The organism is Opitutia bacterium ISCC 52, assembly GCA_014529675.2.
GTDB lineage: Bacteria > Verrucomicrobiota > Verrucomicrobiia > Opitutales > UBA2995 > UBA2995.
Genome location: CP076040.1, coordinates 4,331,114 through 4,357,500, shown reverse-complemented (window position 1 = coordinate 4,357,500; position 26,387 = coordinate 4,331,114). Strand labels below are relative to the sequence as shown.

The following is a 26,387-nucleotide window of genomic DNA, read 5'->3' as shown; positions in this document are numbered from 1 at the left end:
CTCCAGCTCCTGCAAATGTTCGAGGAAGAGCCGGTCCCAAGTTTGGGTGCGATAATCCAGGCGTTGAAGCTCATTTTTGGAATTGGGTGTGTAGACGTTAACAAGGTAGTAGGATGGGTATTCTACCGTGATCACCCGACCTTCTTTGTCGTGCTCATCGATTCCCAGACCGAATGAAACCGGCTTTGGCTTTACCTTGCTGAGAATCAAAGTGCCAGAGTAGCCTTTTTTCTCCGCCGAATACCAATGCTCATGATATCCAGGAAAATCATAGTCCACTTGGTCTTCCTCAGCTTTTATCTCCTGGAGGCACATAACATCCGGGTCTGTCTCTGTTAACCATTCAGCGAATCCCTTTTTGAGGACCGCCCTCAACCCATTCACATTCCAAGAAATGAAAGTCTTTGATTTTGCCATATATCTGCCTGAAAGAAGCAGTCGCGACCCTCCATATCAAGCATCTGCTTTGCATTTTCTGAAAAACTTGGGGAACAGGTCATTTGAGAATTCCATTAATGTCTGATAACGTGTAGCTTAAGTCTTTTTAAAAAATCTTACTTTCGGCTGCGACTTTTCCCTTCCTAGCTGGGTTATCAGAACAGAGATCCAAAGAGATGGTTACTGTCATGGGAAATAGCCATGCGGAAGGTATGGTCGAAAGGGAAATGGTGACTATTCTTGGAAGCTCTAAGCTCACTGGCTCAGTAGGCAAAGAGATGGTTACCGTGTTAGGGAACGCCGAGGTGAATGGAAAGGTGAATGGAGATGTGGCCGTGGTGCTTGGCTCTGCGATTTTAGGCCCGAATGCGGAAATCAATGGAGAATTGGTGGTTATCGGAGGAAGAATTGAGAGGCATCCCGATTCCATCTCGAGAGGACAGGAAGTGGTAATCCCATTTCTGCCACCGGGAATGACCGACGCCTTCGAGGATATTCCCAAGTTCATAAGTGATTGTGTGCTGCTCGCTCGGCCCATTTCCCCGAATGTGAAGATAACGCTCTATATTGCTGCCATCTTCATGGTGTTTTACCTCCTGCTCGCCGTTCTGTTTCCACGTCAGATGGAGCGCAGCCGGAAAGCGATTGAAGAGAGGCCCTTCAATGCATTCCTCGCAGGTATCTTGGTCCTGGCAGCTTATATTCCCTTTAGCATTATTATGATCATTACCGTGGTCGGTATCTTGCTTCTGCCAGTTGCCGACATTGCTCTGATTGCCATCGCCGTCCTCGGTAAAGCGGTAGCTTTCTTCTTTGTAGGACGTCAGATTGCCCGAGCTATCCGAGCCTCATTTCTTGAGCATCCTGTATTCTCAATCCTGATTGGAGGGAGTATCGTTTATGCGCTTTATATGATTCCATTCTTTGGATTATTCCTGTGGATGATTATGTCGATTCTTGGATTGGGTGCCGTTTGCCTTGCAATTGGTGAATCCATCTCTGAACGGAAAGCGGCACGTCAGGCAGCTATGCCAACTCCGCCTTCAGGAACTACTCCCCCCAGCCTTTCGGGATCAACGGTGCATGAAGCAACCGGTGGTCCGGTTCCTCCAGGAACAGAGCTCAGCCAGGTGGACCCATCTGTCGCAGCTATTTTTCAACGGGTTGGTTTCTGGTGGCGGACATTAGCAACCTTGATCGATTTGATGTTGGTCGGATTACTTATCAGTATCCTAAATATTGGCGTTCCCCTGATTCCGTTATTTGCTTATTTTATTATTTTCTGGGGTTGGAAGGGAAGCACCTTGGGCGGCATGGCACTTGGTATTCGAGTTCAGAAAATATCAGGAGACCCGATGGATTGGTCGACTTCCATTATTCGTAGTCTCAGTTCGATTGTATCCTTCTTACCATTCTTCCTTGGTTTTTTCTGGGCTGGTTGGGATCCAGAAAATCAATCCTGGCACGACAAAATTGCTGGAACCTCAGTCGTGCAGGTTCCCAAGGGATATACTTGGAATTAAGGTGTTACTATATTTCTCGTCCAAAATGCTCTCCCAGAAATGGGGGAGTCTTTTGTTTACCTCGTATAGTTGACGGGGTTATAACTTCTGGTTCGTTTTATCTCTATTGAATGTTGGAGAACCTACATAAGCTTTGGGTTTGGGTGCTTTTCTTTTTCGAATGGTTCCTCGCTCTGCTGGTGTCCAATGGCTTGGTGGTAATCGGATTTGTGTTAGCCGTTATAATAATTCTCCGCATATTTAGAGAGCAACGTCAGCCGAGTAGTATCTTTGCATGGAGTTTTCTTATAATTTCCATACCGCCATTAGGAATCCCCCTCTATGTCCTGCTGGGGGGGCGTAAGTTGAAGAAAAAAATTCAGGCCAAAGGGTTACTAACGGAAGGGGTCGAAGATGGAAATCACTCTATCAATGTCCAAGACCAATTTTACTCTGCGGGTAACCTAGTAAAGTTTCTAACCGACGGTCAGATTGCCTTTCATACCTACTGCCGATTAATCAAGGAAGCGGAACATGAGATTCATATACTCACCTACATCTTGGGAGACGATGAAACGGGTAATAAAATTCTGGAACTGCTTATCAAGAAAGCCCAGAAGGGGATTCGTGTACGACTTTTGGTAGATGCTTTAGGGTCTTTTCGTAGACCTGGGAAAAAGATCAGAGAGCTCAAGCAAGCTGGTGGTGAAGTTTGTACTTTTATGCCGGCCCTACCGTTTCAAACACACGGTTGGGCCAATCTTCGAAACCATCGAAAGATTGCAGTTTTTGATAACAAGAAAAGTATCCTTGGTGGACGTAATCTCGACAAACGGTTCATGGGGGAAACACCAGATCAGGATCGATTCTTTGACTTTGGTGCTGTTTACGAGGGTCCTATCGTTGATTGTTTAAACGGTATCTTTCTGTCAGATTGGGCATTCGCCAGTAAACAGTCATTGGACCAAATAAAAGATTTAGTGCCTGCACTCGATGTAGAGGTTGGGAGTAGTAAATTGACCGGTATTGTCTCCGGACCCGACGTAGATGGTGACATGCTTTACGAACGCCTTGTGAACGTAATTCAAGAATTCGAAGACGAACTCGTCATCGTGACTCCCTATTTCATTCCTGATGAAGTGCTACTGACGTCTCTCACCGTAAAAGCAAGGCGCGGAAAGCGTATCACCTTGATCCTGCCCGAAAAGTCCAATTGGAAGGTTGTTGGTTTTGTCCGCTCTCACTATCTGAGAGAGTTGTATGATGCCGGAGTGAATATCCAGTTATTCACCGATGGAATGCTGCACGCCAAAGTCATGGTTTCAGATCGTCGTTTACTTCTCCATGGATCTGCCAACTTTGATATCCGTAGTCTGTTTGTGAACTTCGAAATTGGCATCGTTCATACATCTCAGGAGGATCTGGAAAAAATTTTTGTGTGGTTGGATTGGCTCTTGGAACGTTGCCGCCCCTTTGGAACAGAGAAAGAACTACATCCTGGTCGAAGTCGTCGAATAATTGAAGATGCTGCTCGTTTGATTGCTCCGTTGCTATGATTGGGAGGAGTAATACTCCTTAAACATTTTTTCGGAAGGATCTTTCCCCAGTAGCCTTTGAACCTTGTATCGGATAACCAATGACAGCACTTGCACAATCCTTGCCATCGAACGTTCTCGTTCCCATCTCCTCGCAGAGCATTGCAAATCGCAATCAAGCAAAAGCAAGTCGCCTTGTTTCGCTAGTTGAGCGGTGAGTTCTACGTCTTCCATGAGTGGTATGCTCGGATAGCCGCCTATGGATTTTATTGCTGAACGTCTGAAAAACTGGCCTTGATCTCCGAAGCTATTCCCCTGCCATTGTGCCCGAAAGTCGTTCAGCGCTTCTATTAGGACCAACACAGGCTTCTGGCTTTTTGCTATAAACCGTTGACCAATGGCACCGCCGGCTGCCTCTGGATTGTTGCACAACACTTCCAAAATGCGGGTTGAGGAATTTTTGGGAATCTGGGCGTCCGCATGAAGCACAAGAATCGCGTCACCTGAGCATTCCTCCACTCCTGCTGCAATTTGATATCCACGTCCACGCTTACTACTTAAGAGTTTTGCACCGTAGGCGTGAACGACTTCCGCCGTCTCATCGCTTGAGCCCCCATCCACAACTATGATTTCTTTGAAGGGTGCTTCGGATGCTTCAATGGATTCAAGGCAGTTTGATAAATGGACGGCCTCATTTAAAGTGGGGATGACTACTGAAATGCTTGTTACGGTACCATCCGTTTTGTGGCTCCATAGTTTCCTGAAACCTCGGAAGAACGAAAGCGTCCACAACAGGTAAAATGGGATCCATTGTAATCTTAGGTATGCGATGGGTTGGTACCATTCACCCGTCTTTCCAAATTTTACCCAGGCAATAAAGTAAAAGCCAGAAAGCACAAAGGTTAGCAGCCAGGGCAGACTTGGGAAGAGCACTACGAATGGCAAAACCCAAGACAGATACCAATAGTGCACGGTCGGTGAGAGAAGTATCAATGCCCCAAAAATAATGAAGCTTCCTTTCAACACATCTCTGGATTTGAGCGATGTAATTCCTACTAAAATTACCAGGAGTAGCATGGACAGCTTCGATGCCGATTCCCGGCTACCTAAGAAGTCGATGAAAAGATGATTGAGGGATCCGTTGTGTGACATGGTTCCTCCAAAATGAAGAATCCCTGAGATCAGATTCCCCATGTCGTCCCAGAAGAGCAAAGAAGGCAAGACTAGCGGGGCAAGAATCCAGATGCATTTAGCGGACTTATTCTGCCAGAAGAGCAACGGGATGATGAGAACGCTCATCAGTTTTATCTGAATGCTAAGGCCTAAGAGTGCCCAGGCCCAACTCAGCTTTCCTCGTTCCCAGAATAGCAATGCACAAAGCGTCAAAAATACAAAAAGAGAATCAAAGTGAGCCTCTCCGCTGAATGCAAAAATAGTAATAGGATTAAGAGCGTAGATGAGCGCAGTCCGGATGGGTAATTTCCGATGATGTAGTAGGGCCACGATCACGCCCAGCGTCGCGACATCTGCCAGCCCAAAAGCCAGTTTATAAATCCATGGATTGTAGGAGATCAGATTAAGTAGAGCAAAAAGAGTCAATGAGGCAGGAGGGTAGGCCGTCTTTTTATCCTTATGGTTCATGCCTTCCCAGAATGAATCCCGATATTCTATCCAAGCGGGATCCTCCGCCGTGAGTGCATAGGGGCTTTCACCTGCGAGGAGTAGCTTCCCTTCCCAGAGGTAGCGGTTTACATCATCGCTAGTGGGGAATCCAACCATCATCAATCGGCAAACAATGGCCAGGGCAAAGATGAGGACTAATTGTTGAGTCCCCTTAGTATTTGGGAAAAAGGCCCAGACAGAAAGGCCGGTGATGCCCATACCCAAGTAACAGTAAATGACCTTGGATGCGTCTGACGCTAATGAGCTTGTAGTTCCAGCAACGAGTGTGAATCCGAAGAATAGTAAGGCAGATGCCCAGAAAGCAACGAGTCGAAAAACCGGATTCACGATATGAAAGCCTAGACCGTGACCGGGGTTGTCTCACGCTTTTTGCCGCGGCGTACTAAACGCCCAATGGCGGTCTCCTGAATGAGTCCTAGGAGCCCTATGTAACCAAACCCTACAGCGTAGATGACAAGGAAAGGAGCGACGAACCACTTATTTAAAGGAAAAAACTGTGCTACGGAATACCAACAGTAGAGACTAAGTACGAGTTCCAATACCGGAAGAATGGGCATCTTAACTTTATACTGCTTTAATGGTTTGTCGCCTGCTTTCGGGGTTCGTATGAATCCACTTTCGATTCTAAGTATAGCCTCTAAAACCGCTCTTGTATTGGAAATTGCGATACCAACACCTGTGAATACGAGCAGCGGTATTCCCAGGAGTCGCTTTCCCCATGGAATACCTGTATGCTTTTGGCTAAACCAATAGAGTGTACTGGGCGCGAAAGTGGCAAAACTCATTAAGCTGCCAATCCCTATAAAGAAGCCTGTCGTGATTCTCGATTCAGCTGCCAGAATAACTGGAAGACCCAGAATGGCTAGCAACACCATGAATGGATGAATGGCGTAATGGGTGAGGTGAAAGTAAGCCTGCACCTTTTGGAAAAAGGTCAGTTTCGATCTTAGTAGAGTCGGGAAGAGTTTGATTGCGGTTTGAATGGATCCTTTTGCCCATCGAAACTGCTGGCTCTTAAATGCAGAAACGTTTTGAGGTATTTCTGCTGGGACAACCACGTCAGGAACAAATGTTGCCTTCCAACCAGCGAGTTGTGCCCGGTAGGACAGGTCGAGGTCCTCGGTAAGCGTGTCGTGTTTCCAGCCACCGGCATCGATGACTGTTTGTTTCCGCCAGATACCAGCCGTGCCATTGAAATTTATGTAGAGGCCCGAAAAGCAGCGTGCACTTTGCTCGACTATGAAGTGCCCATCAATTCCAAGAGACTGTGTCCGCGTGAATAGGGAATAGTCTTTGTTAATATGTCCCCAGCGGGCTTGCACCAGACCGACCTCCTCATCGTGCATGAAGAATGGAATCAATCGTTTGAGGAAGTCCTTTTCGGGAACGAAGTCGCTATCGAATACCGCGAGAAATGCTCCTTTTGCCGATTGGGTTCCCTCTTCAAGAGCTCCTGCCTTGTAGCCGACTCGATTACTCCGTCGAACGACCGTGACATCCTTGCCCTCTTTCCGAAGCTCTTCGGCTACTTGATCGACTTTCAATATCGTTTCGTCGGTCGAATCATCCAGCACTTGAATCTCATGTTTTCCGGCTGGATACTCCAAAGCTGCTGCGGCTCGGATGACGCGTTCGGCCACATTCAGTTCGTTGTAGAGTGGAATCTGAGTCGTAACGCTGGGAATCCTATCCGGGTTCTCCCAAATGTTTTCGGACTCCTGCTCTATCGTCGAGTTGTTCTCTTGCCCCTTCTTGAAGGACCTTAGGAATAGCCAGACCACGACATAGCAGTTCATTCCGTAAGAAAACAGAAAGAGCGAAGCGACGAAGTAGATGACTATTACAAGAAGATCGATCATAAGATATCCAATAGACCCGAGCACCAGGCTTAGCGGAGGTTTTCTGGATTATTGGTTTTTACAACTCGTTGGACGAATCACGGCATGGATTATTCCTCTTCGAAAAGGGTATTCCCTTAACTGATGCCTTCTCCTCCGCGGCCTGGGAAGGTCAGTTCTGCCACAGCAGATTTATCAAGGTGACCGAGCCCCATTGCCTTGAGCTTTTCATATTGCTCGAAAGTTGCTTGTGCCAGTGGTAGTTCAATTCCTTCTTCCTTCGCGACATCGAGGGCAATCCCAGAATCTTTGGCTGCATGCTCACATGAGAAATAACATTCGTGATCTCTCCCAAGCATATCTTCGGAATCGGTTTCCAAGACCCTTGAATTGGCTCCTGTTTGGGCAAACACTTCACACAGCATTTCGAGGTCAAGACCGAGAGCTTGTCCTAGTCCCAAGCCTTCGGCCAAAGCCGCGGTGTTTATATTCATGACCATATTGACGAGGGCTTTTACTTGGGCTGCTGTTCCAGCGGGACCAACGAAGCGAAGCGATTGGCTCAGATCTTCCAGCACGCTTTTTATAGCTGAGAAAACAACTTCTGTGCCACCAACCATCAAGTAGAGCGTTCCCTGACGGGCTTGAGGAATACTGGATGCCATACAAGCTTCCAGGCTTTGAGCTCCTGCGTCGTGACAAGCCGTTTCTATCTCAACATGAATCCCAGGGCTCAAGGTAGCGCAATTGATGAAGGTCTTTCCTTCAGCGCCCATTAAGAGATTGTCGCCTTCGTTGAAGAAGATGTGCCGCATGGCTGCATCATCGGTTACCACAGTGAAGATCAAGTCGGCCTTCTGAGTGACCTCCGAAAGCGTTGAGCAAACGGTCGCCCCGGTTTTTCCTGCTAGATCTGCTGCGGCGTCCGCATTTACGTCATAAACGGCCGTGACAGGGTAGTTACATTCATTCAAGCGCAGTGCCATATTGAAGCCCATACGGCCTACGCCTACAAATCCGATTGTTGGTAATTCCATAATTTGAAGAGGAGTTATTTATAAGAGTGTGAGAAAAAGCCTAGATCCTTTCACCAAAAAGAAAAAGGCCGAAATAGGCATTCCCTAATTTCGGCCTTCGTGTGAAATGGATGGGGTCTCTATTTCTTAGAGGTCTTCTTTATCTGGGCGATCTGTTTGTCCCATGGCAGTGCTTTGAACTTGGTGCGTTCACTTGCGGATAGCTTTCTTAAGTAGTCGAAGTACTGCTTCTTCAATTCAGGACTCAGCTCATTCCAGCGATCAATCGTTTCCTTCCGCTGCTCGGAAGGCATTTTATTCAGATCCTGAATACGTTGAAGAGCCTTTTTCCGGTCTGAGGGAGACATCTTCTCGATACTCTCCAGCGATAGTCGGACACGCTTTAAGTCGTCCTTTGGCATTTTCAGCAATTGCTGAAGGGTCGCCAGATCTTCTTTGCTTTCTTTCGTATCCTCAGCATGGACAGAGGCCATCGCCGACAATAGGGAGAATGCCAGAGCGACCATCGTGAGTCGCCTGTAGAAATTGGATGCAGAAAATTTAACTAGGGTTTTCATGAGTCAGCCTCATCAATGAAGTAATTAAGCGGAACGGTTTTCTCGAGCTCAATGAGAAATTTGGCGGATGAGAGAGTTTCTTCCAGAAATAAAAGTTCTTCTAGCTCCATTTCTGCTATATTGGCCTGGGCAAATTCTTGAACAACCACGGTAGGAGCCTGGTTTTGCAAGATGGAATAGGCGAAGATCCCCATCAAAAGTACGGCGGCAGCTAACCCGCTTCTAACCAGCCAGCGCATGGCGGGAAATTCGAAGATCATTGCAGATCCGCTTTCCTCAATGCGCGCCAGGGTGCGTTCTGTAAAATCTGGGCTTATAGTAACAAGATCACCCGAGAGGAGAGCCTCCACCTCGGTGAGGTTCACCGGTGTGGCTTTGATCAGTGTGCGATCAGCGAAAGTATCATCGGGTGTTATCGGTGTTCCAGCGAGCAAAGCGTCCAGCTCTTCATCGGTTATGGGGCGTTTCCTGTCTTTCATTGCAGAGCCTCCATTTCCTTTCGCAGCTGGTTGCGGGCTCGGTGGATCCAAGTCTTTACCGCGTTTTCGTTTGCTTTCATTATTTCTGCGATCTCCCGATAGCTGAGATGTTGTTGCTTGTAAAGCAGCAGAGCGCTGCGGTGCTTCTCCGGCAATTTCTTTATCGCCAATTGAAAGATCTCTTCGATTTCGTTGAGGCGACGTTGCACCTCGGGATCTTCACTTTCACCATAGTGGAATTCCTGTGGGTCCATGTACTCGACAGGTTTCCGGCTACGACGGCGAAACTCGTTCAGCAGCACACGTCGCGCAATGTGGAAGAGGAAGGTCGAGAATTTGGCGCGTGCTTCGTAACGGCCAGCAGCCCTGTAGAGTTTGATGAAAACCTGCTGAGCCAGATCCTCGGATTCTGCATAAGAACCAAGGGAGCGATAGAAGAAATTGATCAGCGGTTTCTTCCACTTGTCTATGAGCTCCCGCAGGGCATTGGAATCACCAGCCGCCACGGCAAACATGAGCCTTATATCTTCATCGATTGGAATGGCCACGGGTTTGGACACAGACCAACTCCCTAGGTGGCTGGCCTGAGACTGCCAAGTGGATAATGGATGTGCTGCGCTTTCCATATGAAATGAATCCCCGGTTGTTGAGGAATGTTTCAGCTTTGAAGGGAAAAAATCGTACCTATCACATTGATAAATAAGCGCTTTAGGGACTTGCTGCACTTATTCGCCCAATTTTGGGAAGATCTTGTGAATTTCTTGTGGGGAATTTTTAAAATCCTCTACAATCAGCGACTTAGAAAAATATGGCCTATGTGAATAACTAAAATCAATTGACACAAGATATAGGGGTTCGCATAACTTTGTTCCACAACATATTGGGTTAAGTGTGATTTTTATCTAGCAATATCCCAAACCCGACTCAGTCTATTGCGGAATCCAACTTATCCTTAGGGTTTTGCGGCTCTCTTTAATTTCCTAACCTGATCTCACCGCGGCTTTTACGCTCATTCTATCTCTACTAATGGACAAATCATTCACGATTGGTAACAAAACGTTTGTTTTAGACGAAACAAAGGCCGAAGAAGCTTACGCGGCCAAAAAAATCATTAATGGCCGCGATACGATGACCTTCAATCTCCTGCCCTTGAAGTATCAATGGGCCTACGAGTTGTATCGTACCATGAAGTCCAATCATTGGGAACCCGAAGATATCCCGATGAACAAGGACATCGAACAATGGAAATCGACCGATTTGCTGAGTGATGTTGAGCGTTGGATCATTCGCATGGGTATGGGCTATTTTTCTGCCGCTGAAGGTATCGTTGGAGATAACATCCTACACGTCATTCGGGAACGCGTGACTGCGCCCGAATTGAAGCTAGTACTAGGGCGTCATGCGCATGAGGAAAATATCCATGCCGATTCGCTGCTCTATATGATCAGCTCACTCGGGATTAATCCCCATGAGTGCGAGGCTATGTTCGAGGACATCCCGACCATTGTTAAGAAGAACGAGTTCGTTACCAAGACGACTCGTGGTCTTCGGCGTGATATCGATCTTACCCAAATGGAAAACAAGCAACTCCTTGCCAAAAATATGTTCGTGTTTGGGCAGTGCATGGAAGGCACCCAGTTTTATGGCTTGTTCGGTATGATTCTGTCGCTCTACCGCCAGAATAAATTTCCAGGTATCGGACAAATGTTCCGCTACACCTTGCGTGACGAGTCCAACCACATCGAATTGCTCCGCAATTTGTTCATGGACCTGATTTCTGAAAACCCAGACATTTGGACTGAAGACTTTCGCGATGAATGCGTAGATCTCATGCGTGAAGCAGTAGGCCTGGAGAAGGAATTTATCGAAGATTGCCTCCCAGTGAACGCGCTTGGACTGAGTGCTGAAGACTTTACTCAATATATCGACTATATCGCAGACCGCCGCCTCGAAGGAGTTGGACTACCATTGATCAATCCCGGTGTTACCAACCCATTCCCTTGGCTCGCCGAGATGATGGATATCCAAAAGGAGCAAAACTTCTTTGAAGGCCGCGTTACCGAATACCAAAAAGCATCAGCCCTAGAACAGGTTGATGACGACGAACTCTAATAGCTAAACTTACCACCTCTGCATCTCCATGCTTAACAGAACCTCCGCTCTAAAGGAAGACCTTGCTCTCAAGCAAATCGTAAAAGACAACCACCTAGAAAAGTCCAAGTTCAATTGGCGCGAAGTCCTTACCGACGATCGGCTCATTCAACCTGACCTCAAAGTCGAGTCCCAGGAAGGAACCGTAGACATCGATTTGGCTGACATCGCCGATATGGTCGGTCATGCCTTGACCAATCTTTTGGCCTCCCGCGAAGAACAAGAAGTTTTTACCAAGGAAAACCAGGAATTTGTCGCCAACATCACTCGCGAAGTAGGCAAGCACCTGCTCGACCTGCCTCAGGAACCTGGCGCAGATAACAGCATTTCCCAACGCACCCTGAATCTCGAGATTGAGAAGACGCTCGTTGATCACAACGCCCACGACGTGGCCAAGAGCCTGGTCATCAACCGGTCTCACCTGATTCCTGTTCAGCAGCCTGCAGCTATTTGTAAGGTCATTCGTCGGAACAACCAAGTCGTTCCCTGGAATGAAAACAAGGTCGAGATAGCGATCCGCAAAGCATTCCTGTCACTCGAGAAAGACTCTTCTCCTGCCATCGACGTAGCCAAAGCGGTTTCACTACGTGTTCGTGATTCACGCCGTACCTTCATTCACATCGAAGACGTGCAAGACCTCGTCCAAGAAGAATTGATGAAGGCCGGTCAGTTCAAAGCTGCCGAGACCTACATCCTTTACCGCGCTCAACGTGCGATGCTTCGTGAAATCGAAGGCGAGCCAGAAGCAGAAGCCATTGATCCTCAGCAGAACTCCATGGTCGTGGTTAAGCACCCGGATGGAAATACATTCTTCTGGGATGGCGCGGATCTGAAAGAGCGCATTCACTACGCAATCATTGGTCTCGAGTTCGATATGAGCGAAGAAGACATCGAAGGTGAACTGCGTCGTTCCCTCTTTGATGAAATTTCCTTAGCGGATCTGCAGAAGACCATTATCCTCAATGCCAAGTCTCTTATCGAAAAAGATGCCGACTTCGCCAAGTTCGCCGGTCGTATTCTCAGCACCTACATTTACGAAGAGGTCATCGGCTGGGATATCGTTAAAAACGGTATCGGTGCCCTAAAGAAATTCCATGCCGATTATTTCAAGCGCTATCTTGCGCACGGAATTAAGATCAAACGCCTTTCTCCTCGTCTTAAAGAGTACGATATCGACAAGCTGGCCGAAGCTTTGGATCCCGCTGCGGATCTCGACTTCGACTACCTCGGTATTCAAACCCTTTACGATCGTTATCTCATTGTAGATAAGACCGATACCAAGCACCGCCGCATGGAAACGCCCCAGATCTTCTGGATGCGTGTTGCGATGGGTCTTTTTGTTGACGAGAAGGAAGATAAGGAAGCGAAAGCGACATCTCTCTATACCTTGTATAAGAGTCGCCGTTTCTGCTCATCCACTCCTACGCTGTTCAATTCAGGAACTCTACACTCCCAACTATCCTCCTGCTACCTTTACTGGGTTGACGATTCCATCGAAGGAATCATGCAACGCGGTATAGCCGAGAACGCCTACTTATCCAAATGGGCGGGCGGCCTCGGCGGTAGTTGGACAGCGGTTCGTGGCACGGGGGGTTATATCAATGGCACTAATGGAGAGAGCCAAGGAATCATTCCCTTCCTTAAACTGCATAACGACCAACTGGTCGCCGTTAACCAAGGTGGAAAGCGTCGTGGCTCAGGCTGCGCCTATCTCGAAACCTGGCATAACGACATGGTGGACTTCCTGGAGCTGCGCCGAAACACCGGAGATGAACGTCGTCGTACTCACGATATGAATACGGCTAACTGGATTCCCGATTTGTTTATGAAGCGCATGGAAGCGCGGGAGCATTGGACGCTCTTCCGCTCCAACGAAGTTCCTGATCTTCACAACCTCTACGGCAAAGCCTTCGAGGAAAAATACACCGAATACGAAGCCAAGGTGGAAGCGGGTGAGATCTGGGGTGAACAGGTCCAGGCCATCGAGATGTGGAAGAAGATGCTCAAGATGATCTTCGAAACCGGACACCCTTGGATCACGTTCAAAGATCCTTGTAACGTCCGTAGCCCACAAGACCACACAGGCGTCATCCATAGTTCCAATCTCTGCACCGAGATCACTCTGAATACCGGCCAGGATGAGACCGCGGTCTGTAATCTCGGATCCGTTGTTCTCGATAACCACTTGGATGAAGACGGCAACATCGATCACCGTAAGTTGCGCAACACCATCCGTACTGCGGTTCGTGCCCTTGATAACGTAATCGACATCAATTTCTATCCCACCGACCCAGCACGTAATTCCAATCAGCGCCATCGCCCGATTGGTTTGGGAGTCATGGGTATCCAGAACTCGCTCTATAAGAGAGACATCTCCTTTTCTTCGCAAGAAGCCGTGGAGTTTAATGACGAGTTCATGGAAGCCATCGCTTACTACGCTTACGAGACGTCCAGCGATTTGGCCAAAGAACGTGGATCTTACTCATCTTTGAAAGGATCCAAATGGGATCGTGGCTTACTGCCCCAAGATACCTTGGACATGCTCCAGGAAGAACGGGGAGAGGAAGTGGACGTTCCACGCACCAGCAAGATGGACTGGGATTCACTTCGTGAAAAGATCAAGAAGCAAGGTATGCGGAACTCCAACGTGTTGGCCATCGCCCCCACTGCGACGATTTCCAACATCACCGGAACCTCACCTTGCATCGAGCCGGCCTACAAGAACCTCTTTGTGAAGAGCAACTTGTCTGGAGATTTCATCGTCCTCAATCAGTTCCTCGTTCGCGACCTGAAGAAGGAAGGACTCTGGGACCAGGATATGCTCGACAATCTGAAGTACTTTGACGGTGAGATCAAAGACATCGAAGGCATTCCCGATCACTTGAAGAAAAAGTACACCACTGCGTTTGGGATCGACTACCAGTGGTTCATCGAAGCCGCGGCTCGCCGTCAGAAGTGGATCGACCAATCGCAATCGGTGAACCTTTTCTTGGCGACTCCTGATCTGAAAACGCTCTCGCACATGTATCGTGCCGCGTGGAAGAAGGGTCTAAAAACGACTTACTACCTCCGCACACTGGGAGCTTCCAACATCGAGAAAGCCACCGTCAAATCGAGGAAAGAAATGCGCGGTGTCGTGGTCGAGGAACCGAAGAAAGAATACTCTGCGGAGGAGAAACAAGCCTGCAGCATCGAAGCCATGATGAACGGCGAAGAGTGCGAGGCCTGCCAATAACTTTTGCTGTTAAAAGCTGATTCTGATAGACTGATTATATTCTCAGGGGCGGAGGCGGACTCCGCCCCTGTTTATGTAAAGAGCGCACCGCGCTTCTGTACCTCTTCCTCTTAATCTTCTTCCGGTTCACTGCGTGCCCGGTCATGTCGTCACTTCGCTCCTCGGAACTCCTGCTGGGAACGCCAAGCTCCAGTCGCACCGCGCCGAAGCCTTGTGCGAAGGCAGGGGAGGAGCGGATTAATGAAGCTTTACGCGCTCACCAACTGGAGAATCTCCTTGCTGATACGGAAGAGTGTATTGGTTGGGTCCAATCTGAGCCCAATGCAAACATGTCTCCAAGTAATGATGCGCAAGTCGCTACTTGGGATGAATCTTTCTACGCCAATCTATACATTGCTTTAACCCAGGAAGCTGGAAGAAAAACCGAACTGATTGATCTCGAAGCAAGAGGTCAGTACCTCCAGGTCCCTGGAGTGCTCAGTCGACAAGAAACGATTGAATCGGGGCAGTATCTTGCCAGCTTAGACTAGGCATCTCAAAAATTTTGGGAGCAGCATTTCTAGCTCTGCTTCGGTAACGCCGCAATTTTTATAGAGTTCTCAGAGCATTCAATTGTAGCAACGGTGGGTACACCCTTGATCTGTGTTTCCGATCATTATTTCTCCTTTAAATGTTGTCCACGGTCTTTGGACCGTGTCTACTGTTTCTCTCGGGGTAGGTCGCTACAATACCGAATCTAAGCTTGTTAGCCTATTTGCTCACTTTCGTTCAAAGCCCTGCGTTAGTATCCAAGATTTGGTGACAACCATTTCTCAGCTTCTTCGATTGAGATGCCTTTGCGGGAAGCGTAATCCTCAACTTGCTCTTTCGTGATTTTTCCAACGTGGAAATATCTCGCTTCAGGGTGCGCGAAATACAGGCCTGAAACTGCTGAGCCAGGATTCATGGCAAAGTTATCAGTGAGCTGAATCTTGGTGTTCTCTTCCGCATTGAGAAGCCCCCAGAGTGTTTCCTTCTCCGAGTGATCCGGTGAAGATGGATAGCCGGCCGCGGGACGAATGCCCCGATACTTTTCTTTGATCAAATCTTCGTTTGCCAGCTTTTCATTGATTCCAAAGCCCCAATCATCTCGAACTTCTTTATGGAGTTTTTCTGTGAGCGCTTCTGCAAAACGATCGCCAAGAGCTTTAATGATGATGGATGAATAATCATCCCCTCTATCTTCAAATGTTTTGGCAAATGTATCCACTTCGAACCCGGCTGTTGCAGCAAATCCGCCCATGTAATCTTTGCGTCCGGAAGACTTTGGCGCTACGTAATCAGATAAGCAGAAGTAGGTGTCGCCTTTGTCTTTTATCTTCTGCTGGCGCAGGAAATGGAATCGGTGAATGACTTCGCTTCGGGTTTCGTCCGCATAGATCTCCACGTCGTCACCGACTGAATTCGCCGGGAATAATCCGAAGGCGGTGCGGCAAGCGAATACCTTTTCTTCAATGATCTGTGCCAATATTTTCTGGGCATCGTTGAATAGGTTCGTTGCTTCCTCGCCGTATTTCTCGTGTGTGAGAATTTTCGGGTAAACGCCTTTCAATCCCCATGACCAGAAAAAGGGTGACCAATCGATGTAGGGTACGATGTCCTCGAGAGGCACCAGCTCTTGAACCTGAATTCCTGTTTCTTTCGGTTCAGGAACATCTACGGTTTCCCAGTCCGTTGGGATAGCCCTGGAGCGTGCGTCTTCCAGTGAGTAGTAAGTATCTTTGGCTGAGCTCTGGGCAAATTTTTCGCGTATGATGGTCTGTTCCTGTTTGAGATCAGACACATATTGTTCCTTACGCTCTTTGCTGAGGAGTTCATTACAAACGCCAACGACAAGAGACGCATCAACTACGTGATCCACCGGACCTGAGTAGGCAGGAGCAATCTTGATGGCAGTATGTGCCTTGCTGGTGGTAGCTCCTCCAATGAGCAATGGAACATTGAGTTCCAGGCGTTCCATCTCTGAGGCATTGTGAATCATCTCATCTAGAGAAGGTGTGATCAATCCACTTAGGCCTATGAGGTCGGCCCCTACCTCCGCTGCTTTCTTTAAAATATCATCGCACGAGACCATCACGCCCAAGTCGATCACCTCGTAGTTATTACAGGCCAATACCACGGAAACGATATTCTTGCCGATGTCGTGTACATCTCCCTTCACGGTAGCCAGGACCATCTTGCCCTGAGAACTGCCGGAGGTCCCATCTTTCTCAGCCTCCATGAACGGAAGTAAATGGGCTACCGCAGCTTTCATCACACGGGCGCTTTTCACGACCTGAGGCAGGAACATCTTTCCGGAACCGAAAAGATCACCGACCACCTTCATGCCGTCCATGAGGGGCCCTTCGATAACGTTGAGCGGGCGATCATGTTTCAATCGTGCTTCCTCGGTGTCCTCTACGATAAATTCAGTGACTCCTTTGACCAAGGCGTGGGATAAGCGTTCCTCTACGGTTCCACTCCGCCACTCGAGCACTTGCTCGGTCTTCTCCCTGCCTTGGCCTTTAACTTTCTCAGCATAGTCGACGAGACGCTCAGTTGCATCATCGCGCCGATTAAGGACCACGTCTTCCACATGTTCCAGCAGCTCTTTGTCGATATCCTCATAAACCGCGAGCATACCCGCGTTGACGATACCCATGTCCAGGCCTGCTTCGATGCCGTGGTAAAGAAACACTGCATGCATGGCTTCACGCACCACGTTGTTTCCACGGAAGGAGAAGGATACATTGCTGATCCCTCCACTCACACGTGCCCCGGGGCAGACTTCTTTGATTTCTCGAGTGGCTTCAATGAAGTCTAAACCGTAGGAGTTGTGCTCTTCGATTCCGGTCGCAACCGTAAGTACGTTTGGATCAAAGATAATGTCTTTGGGATCAAAGTCCAAGGTATCGCGCAATAGATCATAGGCGCGTTTACATATGCGAACCTTGTCCTCCCGCGTAGCCGCTTGCCCTTCTTCGTCAAAGGCCATCACGATCGCAGCGGCTCCATAACGTTGGATAGCTGCGGCTTGTTCGAGGAACTTTTCTTCGCCTTCTTTAAGGCTGATGGAATTGACAATGCCTTTGCCCTGGACGCATCGCAGACCCACTTCGATGACCGACCACTTGGAGCTGTCGATCATGATGGGGACTTTTACGATGTCTGGTTCTGCGGCGACCAGATTGAGAAAGCGCTCCATACAAGCCTCACTATCCAGGAGGCCTTCATCGAAATTTATATCAATGCAATTGGCTCCGTTCTCGACTTGCTGGCGTGCGATATCGAGGGCTTTTTCAAAGTCTCCGTTTCTAATCAACTTTCGGAAACGCGGTGAACCCATCACGTTGGTTCGTTCGCCGACCATGATGAAGGGCGCTTTTTCGCCTTCAATGTTCATGGCCTCAAGACCGCTCAGCCTTAGGGCAGGAGAAATCTGTGGAATCTCGCGTGGGGAAAATTTGGATACACGTTTAACGATAGCTTCAATATGTTCAGGCGTCGTTCCGCAACAACCTCCCAGGACGTTTATGAATCCGGAAATGGCATAGTCTTCCAATGAACCAGAAGTTATGGCGGGTGTTTCGTCGTAACCCGTTTCGCTCAACGGATTCGGTAGCCCTGCATTCGGGTAGCAACTGGTAAAACAATCCGCGATGCGAGATAGCTCTTCCATGTAAGGACGCATTTCCTTTGCCCCAAGGGCGCAGTTAATGCCCACACTGATCGGCTTGGCATGTCGCACGGAATTCCAAAAGGCTTCGACCGTTTGCCCCGAGAGTGTTCGGCCTGAAGCATCGGTAATCGTGAAAGAAATCATCACCGGAATCCGCTCCGGCAGCTCGTCTTGCAATTTTTCAATCCCGTATAGCGCAGCTTTTATGTTGAGCGTATCAAAGGTCGTTTCTGGAAGAAGAATATCTGCACCGCCATCGACCAATCCTTTAGCCGCGGTATAGTAGGCTTCGACTAGCTCTTCGTAGCTGACGGCCCGGTAGCCAGGATCGTTCACATCCGGAGACATCGATGCGGTTCTATTGGTGGGACCCAGACCGCCTGCCACAAAACAGAGGCGATCAGGATGCTCGGCCATCACCTCATCGGCAGCTTTTCGCGCAAGTTCTGCCGAAACTTTATTCAGCTCATAGGCAATGTCTTCCAGGCCGTAGTCTGCTTGGGCAATCGTGGTAGCACTGAAGGTGTTGGTCTCAATAATGTCCGAACCCGCTTCCAGGTATTGGCGGTGAATCTCCTGGATAATTTCCGGCTGAGTCAGGCTGAGCAGGTCATTATTGCCCTTCAGATCTTTGGTATGATCCCTAAAACGCTCACCGCGGAAGTCTTCCTCCGACAGCTTGTGCCGCTGAATCATCGTGCCCATCGCTCCATCCAAAAAGGCAATACGTTGCCCCAACAGCTCCCGTAGCTTTTGGTATCTTTGGGTTTCCGGTTTGGTAGTGGGAAGACTTGTAGGCATGGAATTCCTTAAAATTGATAACATATCATCATATCAGGATATTTTGATATGTAAAGGGTAGACTGCCCGGATTCATGCATCTTTTACCTGGGTTGGAACGTCTTGATTCGAAGCCTCTTTCCGTGGATGTTTGGTAGCATGACCTACCAAGAACGACTTGATAAATACTTATCCAGAACACCCCAGATCGATCCTACAGCCTGGATAGCTCCGTCCGCCGACGTGATGGGTGACGTTCGAATTGGACCAAGATCCTGTGTGCTTTATCAATGCGTCATGCGCGGTGATATTGAAAAGATCATCATTGGAGAAGGATCCAACATTCAAGATGGTAGCGTGATTCACTTGGCCGATGATTTACCTGTCATCATTGGCGATTACGTAACGGTGGGGCATAGGGCCATGATTCACGCCTGTACGATTGAGGATGAATGCCTGATCGGCATGAGTTCTACCATTCTTGATGGTGCTGTGATCGGGCGCCGCTCCATTGTCGCCGCAGGCGCAGTAGTCCCACCTGGAATGATCGTGCCTCCCGGCTCTATGGTGATGGGAGTGCCTGGCAAATTGCGACCGTTAGCTGAGGAACGTCAGGAAGGTCTCCGTTACTGGGCTGAGAAATACATTGCTGTGGCCGCCGCTCACCGTGAGCGATTTGGGGAGAAAAATCATTAATTGTGTCAGCATTGGTACCTTTTCGAAAAGTCACTGCTAATACATTATCCACTTCGTACGGCAGAGCAGGGATGCTCTGAATGGCACTACCTTATGCGTATTTTATGAAGATCATTTAATACGAAACCGGCGTCGGGGTCATTCCTTGTAATCTTGACGAAGCTTGCGAAGTCAACCGATTCAAGGTTTGACCCCATTGGAATGTACTTATGCTTTTGGGCAGGGCAACTGCGTCCCCGCAGTGCCGCTTTCTTCAATGCGATCCCACCTATAAGGTACGAATCGAGGAAGCATCGAGATCTTAAAAGCAATCGGTAGAGGCTCAGGATTTCTTCAGAAACTTCTGGGTCTGCTTCTTCAGTTTCTTGATCCGGCCTTCCACGATTTCGAGACTCTCCTTGTCCATACGGTCAATAAACAGGACCCCGTTAAGGTGATCCACCTCGTGCTGAACGCATCGTCCCAGGAGCCCATTACATTCCATCTCATGGGGATCTCCATTTTCGTCCTGGAAGGATACCCGGACTTTATCTGGGCGAACGACACTTCCATTTATCCCAGGAAACGAAAGGCATCCTTCTTCATAGGTAGTCTCTGCACTCGGGAGTAACTCAACCGTGGGGTTGATAATGGCCATCGGCATAATGAGTTCAGCTGGTGGGCTTTTGCCATCGAGGGTGAATGAAAAGCTATGGTCTCTTGATTGTGGTACATCGATCACGCAGAGCATCAGTGCACGGCCAATTTGCTGAGCAGCCAAACCAATCCCTTCATTTTTGTACATGGTCTCGAGCATCTGATCGCAGAGTTCTGTCAGTTCTTCGTCAAATAGTTCAATCCGTTTGCCTGTCTCGCGGAGAATCGGTTCGTTGTAATTGGAAATTCGAAGCGCCATGGTGTGTTAGCCTGAGACTGAATCTTCCGGCGTCAAGTCACTGGGTATCTTAGAGGCTCAATGTCTTGATTTGATTTTCAACAAAGGGATCAAATAGCTCATTGAGATTACTCACTCTCTTGTTCACAGTTTTTATAATTCCATTAGCCACCCATGTTTCGCCCATTTATCCTCCTGATTACCGCCTTGTTGCTGGCATTCCTGGGATGGATGGTCCCCGTATATTGGCAATTGGTAAATAGTCAGCTCCTCGAGGCGGTGGGAGAGGGCACACCAAGCCTGGTTGAAGCCGGCGCCAATCAGGTGCAGCTCGACCAATTGGGTGCAGCCTCCATTTTTCTTGATGCTGCTGAATCGTTGGACGTGGGGAACGGTTCCCAAGTTCGGCAGAGTATTGCTCGAACGACTGAGTTGTTTCCCGAGTATGCGATTACCGGAGGACCCGATGTCTACTTCGATCAGATTTTGCGTATCGATCCTCAGCTGAGAGCAGCTAAGCGAACCGAGCTCATCCCCATACTCATCCCTTCTCAAACCCGTGTTTCATTGACCTCTTTTCTGACCAATTCCAAGAGCACGTCCGTTCGTGCCGTTTTGGAAACCAAGAAGATGGCTGGCACGCGGCAGTTCATGCCGGTGGATTCTGCGGCCGGTCAACCGCTCGAAGCGACGATTCTATTGAGCGCCTTGTTGATGCAAGGGAACCACTTTTCACCTGAAGTAGCTTCGACGGTACGCTCCTTGGCCGACAATATCGAAGATGTCTACGCAGTGGTGGACCTCGAGCGGGTTTACTTTGCCCTGTTCTCACTGGGAAAGCGGATGAATTGGAACCAACTGGTCCAGTTACTGCCATTTCTGGAATCTCCCGAGGCGCTGGAGCAAGTGGCTGCCTATGCGCGTAATTATGACGAGACCTTCAGCTGGATCTATGTTGCCATTCTGCAGGCTGAGAGCGCTCAGCGGGTAATCGCCTACCTGGATTTATTTCCCAAAGAAGGGCTGGATGATCTCGGCCTGAGTCTTACCTATGGTGAAGGGGCATTGGCTTATTTGCTGGATGAGATGAAGAAAGTGGAGCAGCCAACCAAGCGCCTGGCACTCGCTCAAAAGATGCCAGCACTGCTCGACAATCCAGCCTTACTTTTGCCCGCAGCCCGCAATCCTGGAGTCTTTCTTATTTTCAAAGGACTGTTTACGGCATTGGCAGCCTTATGTTTGACCGACTTTGGGCTGAAAGCCTTTCCGCTCTTGTTTCACACCTTTAAGCGCACCCGAAAACCAAATCCATTCGTAGGGACGCTCCGTACCATCACTCTAACCTTGATTCTTTCGCTGCTAATTATCCTGATAATGGAACCAGGCGTTTTTCGACAAAGTCAAACTCCCCAACCGGAGGTTCGACTCGAATGGGCGTTTCAGGATACCGTTGAATCCCTTTTTACTCCAACCGAACGTAACGACACCATGGACCAGATAACAGTCATCACCATTTCGATCTTCTTTTTGATGCAGGTCGCCCTTTACATGGCAGGCCTGATCAAGATTACAGAGATCCGGAAAATGGCCGGATCACCCAAACTCAAATTAGAGCTCTTGCACAATGAAGATCAGCTCTTCGATAGCGGGCTTTATCTGGGGCTTACCGGCACGGTGCTTTCGCTCATTTTCTTGGCGATCGGTGTGGTTCAAGCCAGTTTGATGGCTGCCTATTCTTCCACCTTGTTTGGCATCATCTTTGTAGCCCTGTTGAAAGTCTTTCATCTCAGGCCTTACCGAAAAGTCCTTATCCTTCAGGCGGACGAATAAACCATGAACAAGACGCTGCTGCTTATCATTTGTGACTTTCTGCTGCTGAGCCTGTTGGCTCTGGCACGGTTTGACACGCCTGAGGAGGATAAACCCGAAATGGAAGTCCTGCCCGAAGATCCTATCCAAGCGCAGGAGGACATTATCGAAGTTCTGAAGTTGTCTTTGGAGTTGGAAGAGGAATCGAATGAGAACATGGCGGCTTCATTGCAGGATACTCAAAAGGAGTTGGAGTCCAGGTCCACGAATCTGGAGGAAACGCAGGAAGCTTTGAGTGAGCGAGAGAAAGAGTTAGCCATGACTGAGGCAGAACGCCAGGAGCTCGAAAAGAATAAGGAGCAACTAGAAGATGATCTCGAGGAGCGTATTGCTGCTCTAAATACAACGCAGAAAGAAGTGGAGCAGATGAACGCCGCGCTTGAGGAGCAGCGGCGGGATGCTGAGCGCAAACTTCGCCAGATGGAGGCCCTGCAAAAAGAGCTTCAAGATAAACAGGTGGCGATTGCTGCAGCTGAAACCAGACAAGCCGAACTGGAAGCGTCGCAACGTGCGGCCGAGCAAAAAGCGGCTGCGTTGGATACGCAGCTACAACTTGCCGAAACAGAAAGCCGACTGGTCCGAGAGAATTTACAGCAAGTACGTTCGGAAGTCTTAACCGTGCGCGAAGAGAACCAAAAGCTTCAGGAACATGCCGCACAATTGGCGACCAACTTGACTGAAGGTGTGAATGCGCAAACCGAGCGCCTGTCACAAATTGCCGAGGAAGTGCGCCGAGCCCAACCCCGGAATGCGAATCAGATCTTTTCTGACTTCCTGGGAAGTGGCGTGAGCATTGATGTGCGTTTTCAAAAGTCTAACCGGCGTGGAGGTGATGAGCAGTTGGTAACGATATTGCCGGTAGTAGTTTCCGATGGGCAGGATCTCAAAGCGGTATTTATTTGGGAAGATCTTGGAATTTCCGAAAACGATCTTCGCAACCGGACGATCAATGTTCGTGGTGATATTCGGCTAGGCAGAAGGACCTATCCTTTAAAAACCATCGACTTTCTAGCCATTGATAACCGCATCCTGGCCATTCCCTTTGAAGCGGGGTGGGCAGAGTTTATTGAGTCCGAGCCCTTTTATATCGCCACGGATCCCTTGCAGTTTCCCCAAGCGGTATTGGTCGATCGAAAAAACAACGGTTATGGCGATGCACGATTCACTTTAGATACGAATACGCCTGAACATTTCCGTATCGATAGCCGGTTTATGAATCGCCTCATGGGGGAATTTAAACCGCGCGAATCCAGCGTCATGTTCAGTAAGTCCGGTGATTTCCTTGGGGTCATGGTGAACAAGGAATACTCTGCTCATATTGACAACTTCGTAGCTACCGAAACGGTTACTTTAGGCCTAGCTGATACCTACAAACAACTCCAGGATAGCTACACCAAGATGATCAACCAGACCCGGCGCTTCCCGTCAGGGGTGCGTTAAGATTGGATAATGTGTGCTTATCTGTCCTTTTATTTCCTTCTTGTGTTGAAATATAAGGGATTTTAAACCCTCTAATCAATAACGCCTTACTAAACACCTTTAAGAGAATACGATTATGCAAATTAAAGCCTATTTAAAACCTAGTTGCGGATGGAGCATGGGAGTGCGTGCCATCATGCAGAAACACGATCTTGAATACGAAGACATCGATATCATCAATAACGCGTCCAATTACGCTGAGATGGTTCAAAAGTCAGGCCAGCCACTGTCTCCCTGTGTGGAGATCGATGGTATCATGCTCGCTGATGTGAGTGGTGAAGAGGTCGAAGCCTACATGCTCTCCAACAAGTTGGTGGGTGCCAATGATGAAGCTGTCGATGTCCCAACCGACCGTGGTTGCACCGACGAGGAGCATGAAAAGATGCGCCAGGAGCAGGAAGGCCAAGGCGGTCAACCGATTCGCTTCTTCTGATTTTTCGGATTAAATCCAATTTTCAAAACGCCGTGGATGTCGCCTGCGGCGTTTTTGTAAAAAGAATTCGGCACTGCAGGGATGCAGTGGCCCTACCTTCTGTCTTGGGTAGGGCAATCGCGTCCTCGCGATGCCGCCTAGTTTGCTCCTACAGTTGAGGTATCGAATCTGGAAAGGGAGATTGTTAATCCCCGCTCGCAACTGGTCGAAATTCGAACTTCGACAAGTCGATGAAGTATACCCGGCTTTCCCCGGTGTCGGTGCTGTTGAAGTAAATGCCTTTTCCATCCCGTGACCAGCTGGGGTGGGGGTGTATATCGTTTTCCAGGTCGTCCTTTGCACCTCGCATTCTGGCCAGGACCCGATAATCGCCCGACGCGACGTCGTAGAGTAAGACAGCATGACGGCTCTTTTGCGGCCAGTCGTGGATGTCGGTCACAAACAGGGTACCTTCAGGATTGAGCGAACCGTGAATGCCTAGTGCATTGGGAATGAGTGGGTAGTCTTCGTCGCCATTGGTTGGATGAATCATGACATCCTGCGCGGTTGGGTTCTCCCAATGGGTGAAGCCTGGTTTGCGAATATACGATAGCAGGTGGTTGTTGTCGGACCACATGGAGTGTTGCCCGATTTCGGAAACATAGCGGATGTTCTCACCATTGCTGTCGGCCAGCAGAGCCGATTTCACGAGTTTTGTATTGGTGCCTTTGATCTCCAGCATATAGACCCAGAATAGTTTGTCCCCAACTGGTGACCACTTCGGGTGTTTGAATACACCCATGCCTTTCCATTTCGGATCCCTGATGATGTCTTGGCGTGGATGCATGGGGATCATTTCCACTTCGTTGACCAGGGTTTGGGTGGTTCCCTCTGCAAGGTCCATGATCATCATTTCGGATGGCTTGTGATCTTTCCCATATTTGCTGACGGGGTAGTTGTTGTGCGTAAGCCCATTCCGATTGATTTCGGACACCATGCCAATAGAGCCATTAACACGACGGCTGGTCTTGTCGTTGATATTGACGATGATGGAAGCGTCCTCGTTTTCCACGCCAAAGATCAGGTGCTCGTTATCTAACCACTGTTGACGAGTCCCATCGTGCGAGTGCCCTAAAACGCGTTCCGAGACGTAGCGCGATTCTCCTGATTTTCGATCAACCACCGTAACATGGCCCCAACCCGGAATTTTGTCTTCAAACTCAAAATAGGTAATATGCTTTCCATCCGGACTCTCAGGGCAGATGTCCATGTAAGCATGCACGGAGGGTGATCTTCCAGTTGAGACCTGATGAATAGAGTAGCCCTCATCATAAGCGCCTGTGTGCATGAGTGGTGGGTTGATATCCACACCGGCTCCAGGAATGAGGCGTGTCACCTTAAAGTTGTCTGCGGTCATGTGATTCTTGACCGTTCGGAAGGCGAACCAGCCTTCGCTATAGGGCTCCGCGTCGTAAAAATCGAAGATCACCTCACCGTCGCGAATGTATTGGGTGCGGTTTCCCATAACCACAATCTGGATCTTGATGGTTTGATTGGGCGGGATCATGAATTCTTCGCGGCTCAGGTCGTGCTGCGGCAGCAGGGGCTTCTCGCCGAGGCCGTTGTATTTGCGGAAGCGGGTTTTTTTATTAAAGTGGCCTCCATAGCCAACGTAGTAGAGTCGCAAATAATCATAGGTTTTAAACTGACCGGTTCGAGATGTGTTCCGAAAGATGTCAGTCGGATAGTTAGGGTCGATAGCCATCCAGAAGCAATTGAGATCACGAGTGTTGTCGTTGGGTCCGCCGGCTTTGATCATGTGGACATCGTACTCGATGAGAACGGGGCCTGTCATTCTGTGCTTAAACCAAACGGTGCAACCTGCGGCGTCATCGATCTCCATTTTACCGTTATGGATCTCTACGCTGCCCCCGGGTTGCTGCTCGGCGACCCAATTCGACATGGAGTCAAAGCTATCCTCATGAAGGATTTCTCCCAGAGTATAGGGTAACGGCGATTGACCTTCTGCAACGAATGAAGCTGCTCCCGAAAAGAGACCCAGAAGACAGAGTTTAATTATGCGAATGCGATTCATTGGGTGTTTCAGATAGTCTCAGAATTAATC

General features: G+C 48.8%; 19 protein-coding genes (1 of these 19 cut by a window edge). 9 read left to right on the top strand and 10 right to left on the bottom strand.

Annotated elements, in window-relative coordinates; genetic code table 11:
• Positions 1-417 carry the 5' portion of an exodeoxyribonuclease III gene (gene xth, locus GA003_18780; protein QXD28024.1) on the bottom strand. It extends 348 nt beyond the left edge of the window, so only the first 417 of its 765 coding nucleotides appear in the window; the start codon lies at positions 415-417; its stop codon lies off the left edge, out of view.
• A gap of 197 nt (positions 418-614) precedes the next feature.
• On the opposite strand from xth, the gene GA003_18775 reads away from it, so the two are divergent.
• Positions 615-1,961, top strand: a complete 1,347-nt coding sequence (locus GA003_18775; protein ID QXD28023.1) for an RDD family protein — start codon at positions 615-617, stop codon at positions 1,959-1,961.
• Positions 1,962-2,071: 110 nt separating this feature from the next.
• Complete coding sequence (locus GA003_18770) at positions 2,072-3,496, top strand: PLDc N-terminal domain-containing protein (GenBank protein ID QXD28022.1); 1,425 nt, start codon at positions 2,072-2,074, stop codon at positions 3,494-3,496.
• Here the strand turns inward: GA003_18770 and GA003_18765 are convergent.
• From GA003_18765 to GA003_18740, 6 genes are all read right to left on the bottom strand, one after another.
• Positions 3,491-5,485 (bottom strand): TIGR04283 family arsenosugar biosynthesis glycosyltransferase, encoded by a 1,995-nt coding sequence (locus GA003_18765; protein QXD28021.1) that lies wholly within the window; start codon positions 5,483-5,485, stop codon positions 3,491-3,493. The genes GA003_18770 and GA003_18765 overlap by 6 nt on opposite strands.
• An 11-nt stretch (positions 5,486-5,496) precedes the next feature.
• On the bottom strand, positions 5,497-7,017 hold the full coding sequence (locus GA003_18760) for a glycosyltransferase (protein ID QXD28020.1): 1,521 nt from the start codon (positions 7,015-7,017) through the stop codon (positions 5,497-5,499).
• Positions 7,018-7,133: 116 nt separating this feature from the next.
• Positions 7,134-8,033, bottom strand: a complete 900-nt coding sequence (locus GA003_18755; protein QXD28019.1) for an NAD(P)-dependent oxidoreductase — start codon at positions 8,031-8,033, stop codon at positions 7,134-7,136.
• A gap of 119 nt (positions 8,034-8,152) precedes the next feature.
• Positions 8,153-8,590: a DUF3106 domain-containing protein gene (locus GA003_18750; protein QXD28018.1), complete on the bottom strand. Its 438-nt coding sequence runs from the start codon at positions 8,588-8,590 to the stop codon at positions 8,153-8,155.
• Positions 8,587-9,069, bottom strand: coding sequence for a hypothetical protein (locus GA003_18745; GenBank protein ID QXD28017.1), 483 nt, complete (start codon positions 9,067-9,069; stop codon positions 8,587-8,589). Before GA003_18745 ends, GA003_18750 begins: the two co-directional genes overlap by 4 nt.
• Positions 9,066-9,695 (bottom strand): RNA polymerase sigma factor, encoded by a 630-nt coding sequence (locus GA003_18740; protein QXD28016.1) that lies wholly within the window; start codon positions 9,693-9,695, stop codon positions 9,066-9,068. Before GA003_18740 ends, GA003_18745 begins: the two co-directional genes overlap by 4 nt.
• Positions 9,696-10,095: 400 nt before the next feature.
• On the opposite strand from GA003_18740, the gene GA003_18735 reads away from it, so the two are divergent.
• The 3 genes from GA003_18735 to GA003_18725 all read left to right on the top strand — a co-directional run bounded on the left by GA003_18735 (position 10,096) and on the right by GA003_18725 (position 14,985).
• Positions 10,096-11,181, top strand: coding sequence for a ribonucleotide-diphosphate reductase subunit beta (locus tag GA003_18735; GenBank protein QXD28015.1), 1,086 nt, complete (start codon positions 10,096-10,098; stop codon positions 11,179-11,181).
• Between the two features lie 28 nt (positions 11,182-11,209).
• Positions 11,210-14,455, top strand: a complete 3,246-nt coding sequence (locus GA003_18730) for a ribonucleoside-diphosphate reductase subunit alpha (GenBank protein QXD28014.1) — start codon at positions 11,210-11,212, stop codon at positions 14,453-14,455.
• A gap of 143 nt (positions 14,456-14,598) precedes the next feature.
• Entirely contained in the window at positions 14,599-14,985 is a 387-nt protein-coding gene (locus tag GA003_18725; protein QXD28013.1) for a hypothetical protein, read from the top strand.
• Positions 14,986-15,236: 251 nt separating this feature from the next.
• On the opposite strand, the gene metH is transcribed toward GA003_18725, so the two are convergent.
• Entirely contained in the window at positions 15,237-18,953 is a 3,717-nt protein-coding gene (gene metH / locus GA003_18720) for a methionine synthase (protein ID QXD28012.1), read from the bottom strand.
• A 138-nt stretch (positions 18,954-19,091) separates the two neighbouring features.
• Here metH and GA003_18715 point away from each other — a divergent pair, with 138 nt between their 5' ends.
• Positions 19,092-19,628 (top strand): gamma carbonic anhydrase family protein, encoded by a 537-nt coding sequence (locus GA003_18715; protein QXD28011.1) that lies wholly within the window; start codon positions 19,092-19,094, stop codon positions 19,626-19,628.
• Positions 19,629-19,950: 322 nt separating this feature from the next.
• Here GA003_18715 and def read toward each other — a convergent pair whose 3' ends face one another.
• Positions 19,951-20,523: a peptide deformylase gene (def, locus tag GA003_18710; protein QXD28010.1), complete on the bottom strand. Its 573-nt coding sequence runs from the start codon at positions 20,521-20,523 to the stop codon at positions 19,951-19,953.
• A gap of 153 nt (positions 20,524-20,676) precedes the next feature.
• On the opposite strand from def, the gene GA003_18705 reads away from it, so the two are divergent.
• The 3 genes from GA003_18705 (at position 20,677) to GA003_18695 (ending at position 24,283) form a co-directional block, all read left to right on the top strand.
• Positions 20,677-22,332, top strand: a complete 1,656-nt coding sequence (locus GA003_18705; protein ID QXD28009.1) for a hypothetical protein — start codon at positions 20,677-20,679, stop codon at positions 22,330-22,332.
• Positions 22,333-22,335: 3 nt separating this feature from the next.
• The gene (locus tag GA003_18700) at positions 22,336-23,811 is read left to right on the top strand and encodes a hypothetical protein (GenBank protein QXD28008.1); all 1,476 of its coding nucleotides are present in this window, start codon (positions 22,336-22,338) and stop codon (positions 23,809-23,811) included.
• Positions 23,812-23,926: 115 nt separating this feature from the next.
• Positions 23,927-24,283, top strand: a complete 357-nt coding sequence (locus GA003_18695) for a glutaredoxin (GenBank protein QXD28007.1) — start codon at positions 23,927-23,929, stop codon at positions 24,281-24,283.
• Positions 24,284-24,467: 184 nt separating this feature from the next.
• Here GA003_18695 and GA003_18690 read toward each other — a convergent pair whose 3' ends face one another.
• Positions 24,468-26,357 carry an oligogalacturonate lyase family protein gene (locus GA003_18690; GenBank protein QXD28006.1) on the bottom strand — a complete coding sequence of 630 codons (1,890 nt, stop codon included), beginning with the start codon at positions 26,355-26,357 and terminating at the stop codon, positions 24,468-24,470.
• Positions 26,358-26,387: the final 30 nt, after the last annotated feature.

Bases quoted from the DNA above. Each gene is read 5' to 3' on its own strand.
- GA003_18775 (QXD28023.1), top strand. From the start codon at position 615: ATGGTTACTGTCATGGGAAATAGCCATGCGGAAGGTATGGTCGAAAGG.
- GA003_18770 (QXD28022.1), top strand. From the start codon at position 2,072: ATGTTGGAGAACCTACATAAGCTTTGGGTTTGGGTGCTTTTCTTTTTC.
- GA003_18760 (QXD28020.1), bottom strand. From the start codon at position 7,017: ATGATCGATCTTCTTGTAATAGTCATCTACTTCGTCGCTTCGCTCTTT.
- GA003_18755 (QXD28019.1), bottom strand. From the start codon at position 8,033: ATGGAATTACCAACAATCGGATTTGTAGGCGTAGGCCGTATGGGCTTC.
- GA003_18750 (QXD28018.1), bottom strand. From the start codon at position 8,590: ATGAAAACCCTAGTTAAATTTTCTGCATCCAATTTCTACAGGCGACTC.
- GA003_18745 (QXD28017.1), bottom strand. From the start codon at position 9,069: ATGAAAGACAGGAAACGCCCCATAACCGATGAAGAGCTGGACGCTTTG.
- GA003_18740 (QXD28016.1), bottom strand. From the start codon at position 9,695: ATGGAAAGCGCAGCACATCCATTATCCACTTGGCAGTCTCAGGCCAGC.
- GA003_18735 (QXD28015.1), top strand. From the start codon at position 10,096: ATGGACAAATCATTCACGATTGGTAACAAAACGTTTGTTTTAGACGAA.
- GA003_18730 (QXD28014.1), top strand. From the start codon at position 11,210: ATGCTTAACAGAACCTCCGCTCTAAAGGAAGACCTTGCTCTCAAGCAA.
- GA003_18725 (QXD28013.1), top strand. From the start codon at position 14,599: ATGTCGTCACTTCGCTCCTCGGAACTCCTGCTGGGAACGCCAAGCTCC.
- metH (QXD28012.1), bottom strand. From the start codon at position 18,953: ATGCCTACAAGTCTTCCCACTACCAAACCGGAAACCCAAAGATACCAA.
- GA003_18715 (QXD28011.1), top strand. From the start codon at position 19,092: ATGACCTACCAAGAACGACTTGATAAATACTTATCCAGAACACCCCAG.
- def (QXD28010.1), bottom strand. From the start codon at position 20,523: ATGGCGCTTCGAATTTCCAATTACAACGAACCGATTCTCCGCGAGACA.
- GA003_18705 (QXD28009.1), top strand. From the start codon at position 20,677: ATGTTTCGCCCATTTATCCTCCTGATTACCGCCTTGTTGCTGGCATTC.
- GA003_18700 (QXD28008.1), top strand. From the start codon at position 22,336: ATGAACAAGACGCTGCTGCTTATCATTTGTGACTTTCTGCTGCTGAGC.
- GA003_18695 (QXD28007.1), top strand. From the start codon at position 23,927: ATGCAAATTAAAGCCTATTTAAAACCTAGTTGCGGATGGAGCATGGGA.
- GA003_18690 (QXD28006.1), bottom strand. From the start codon at position 26,357: ATGAATCGCATTCGCATAATTAAACTCTGTCTTCTGGGTCTCTTTTCG.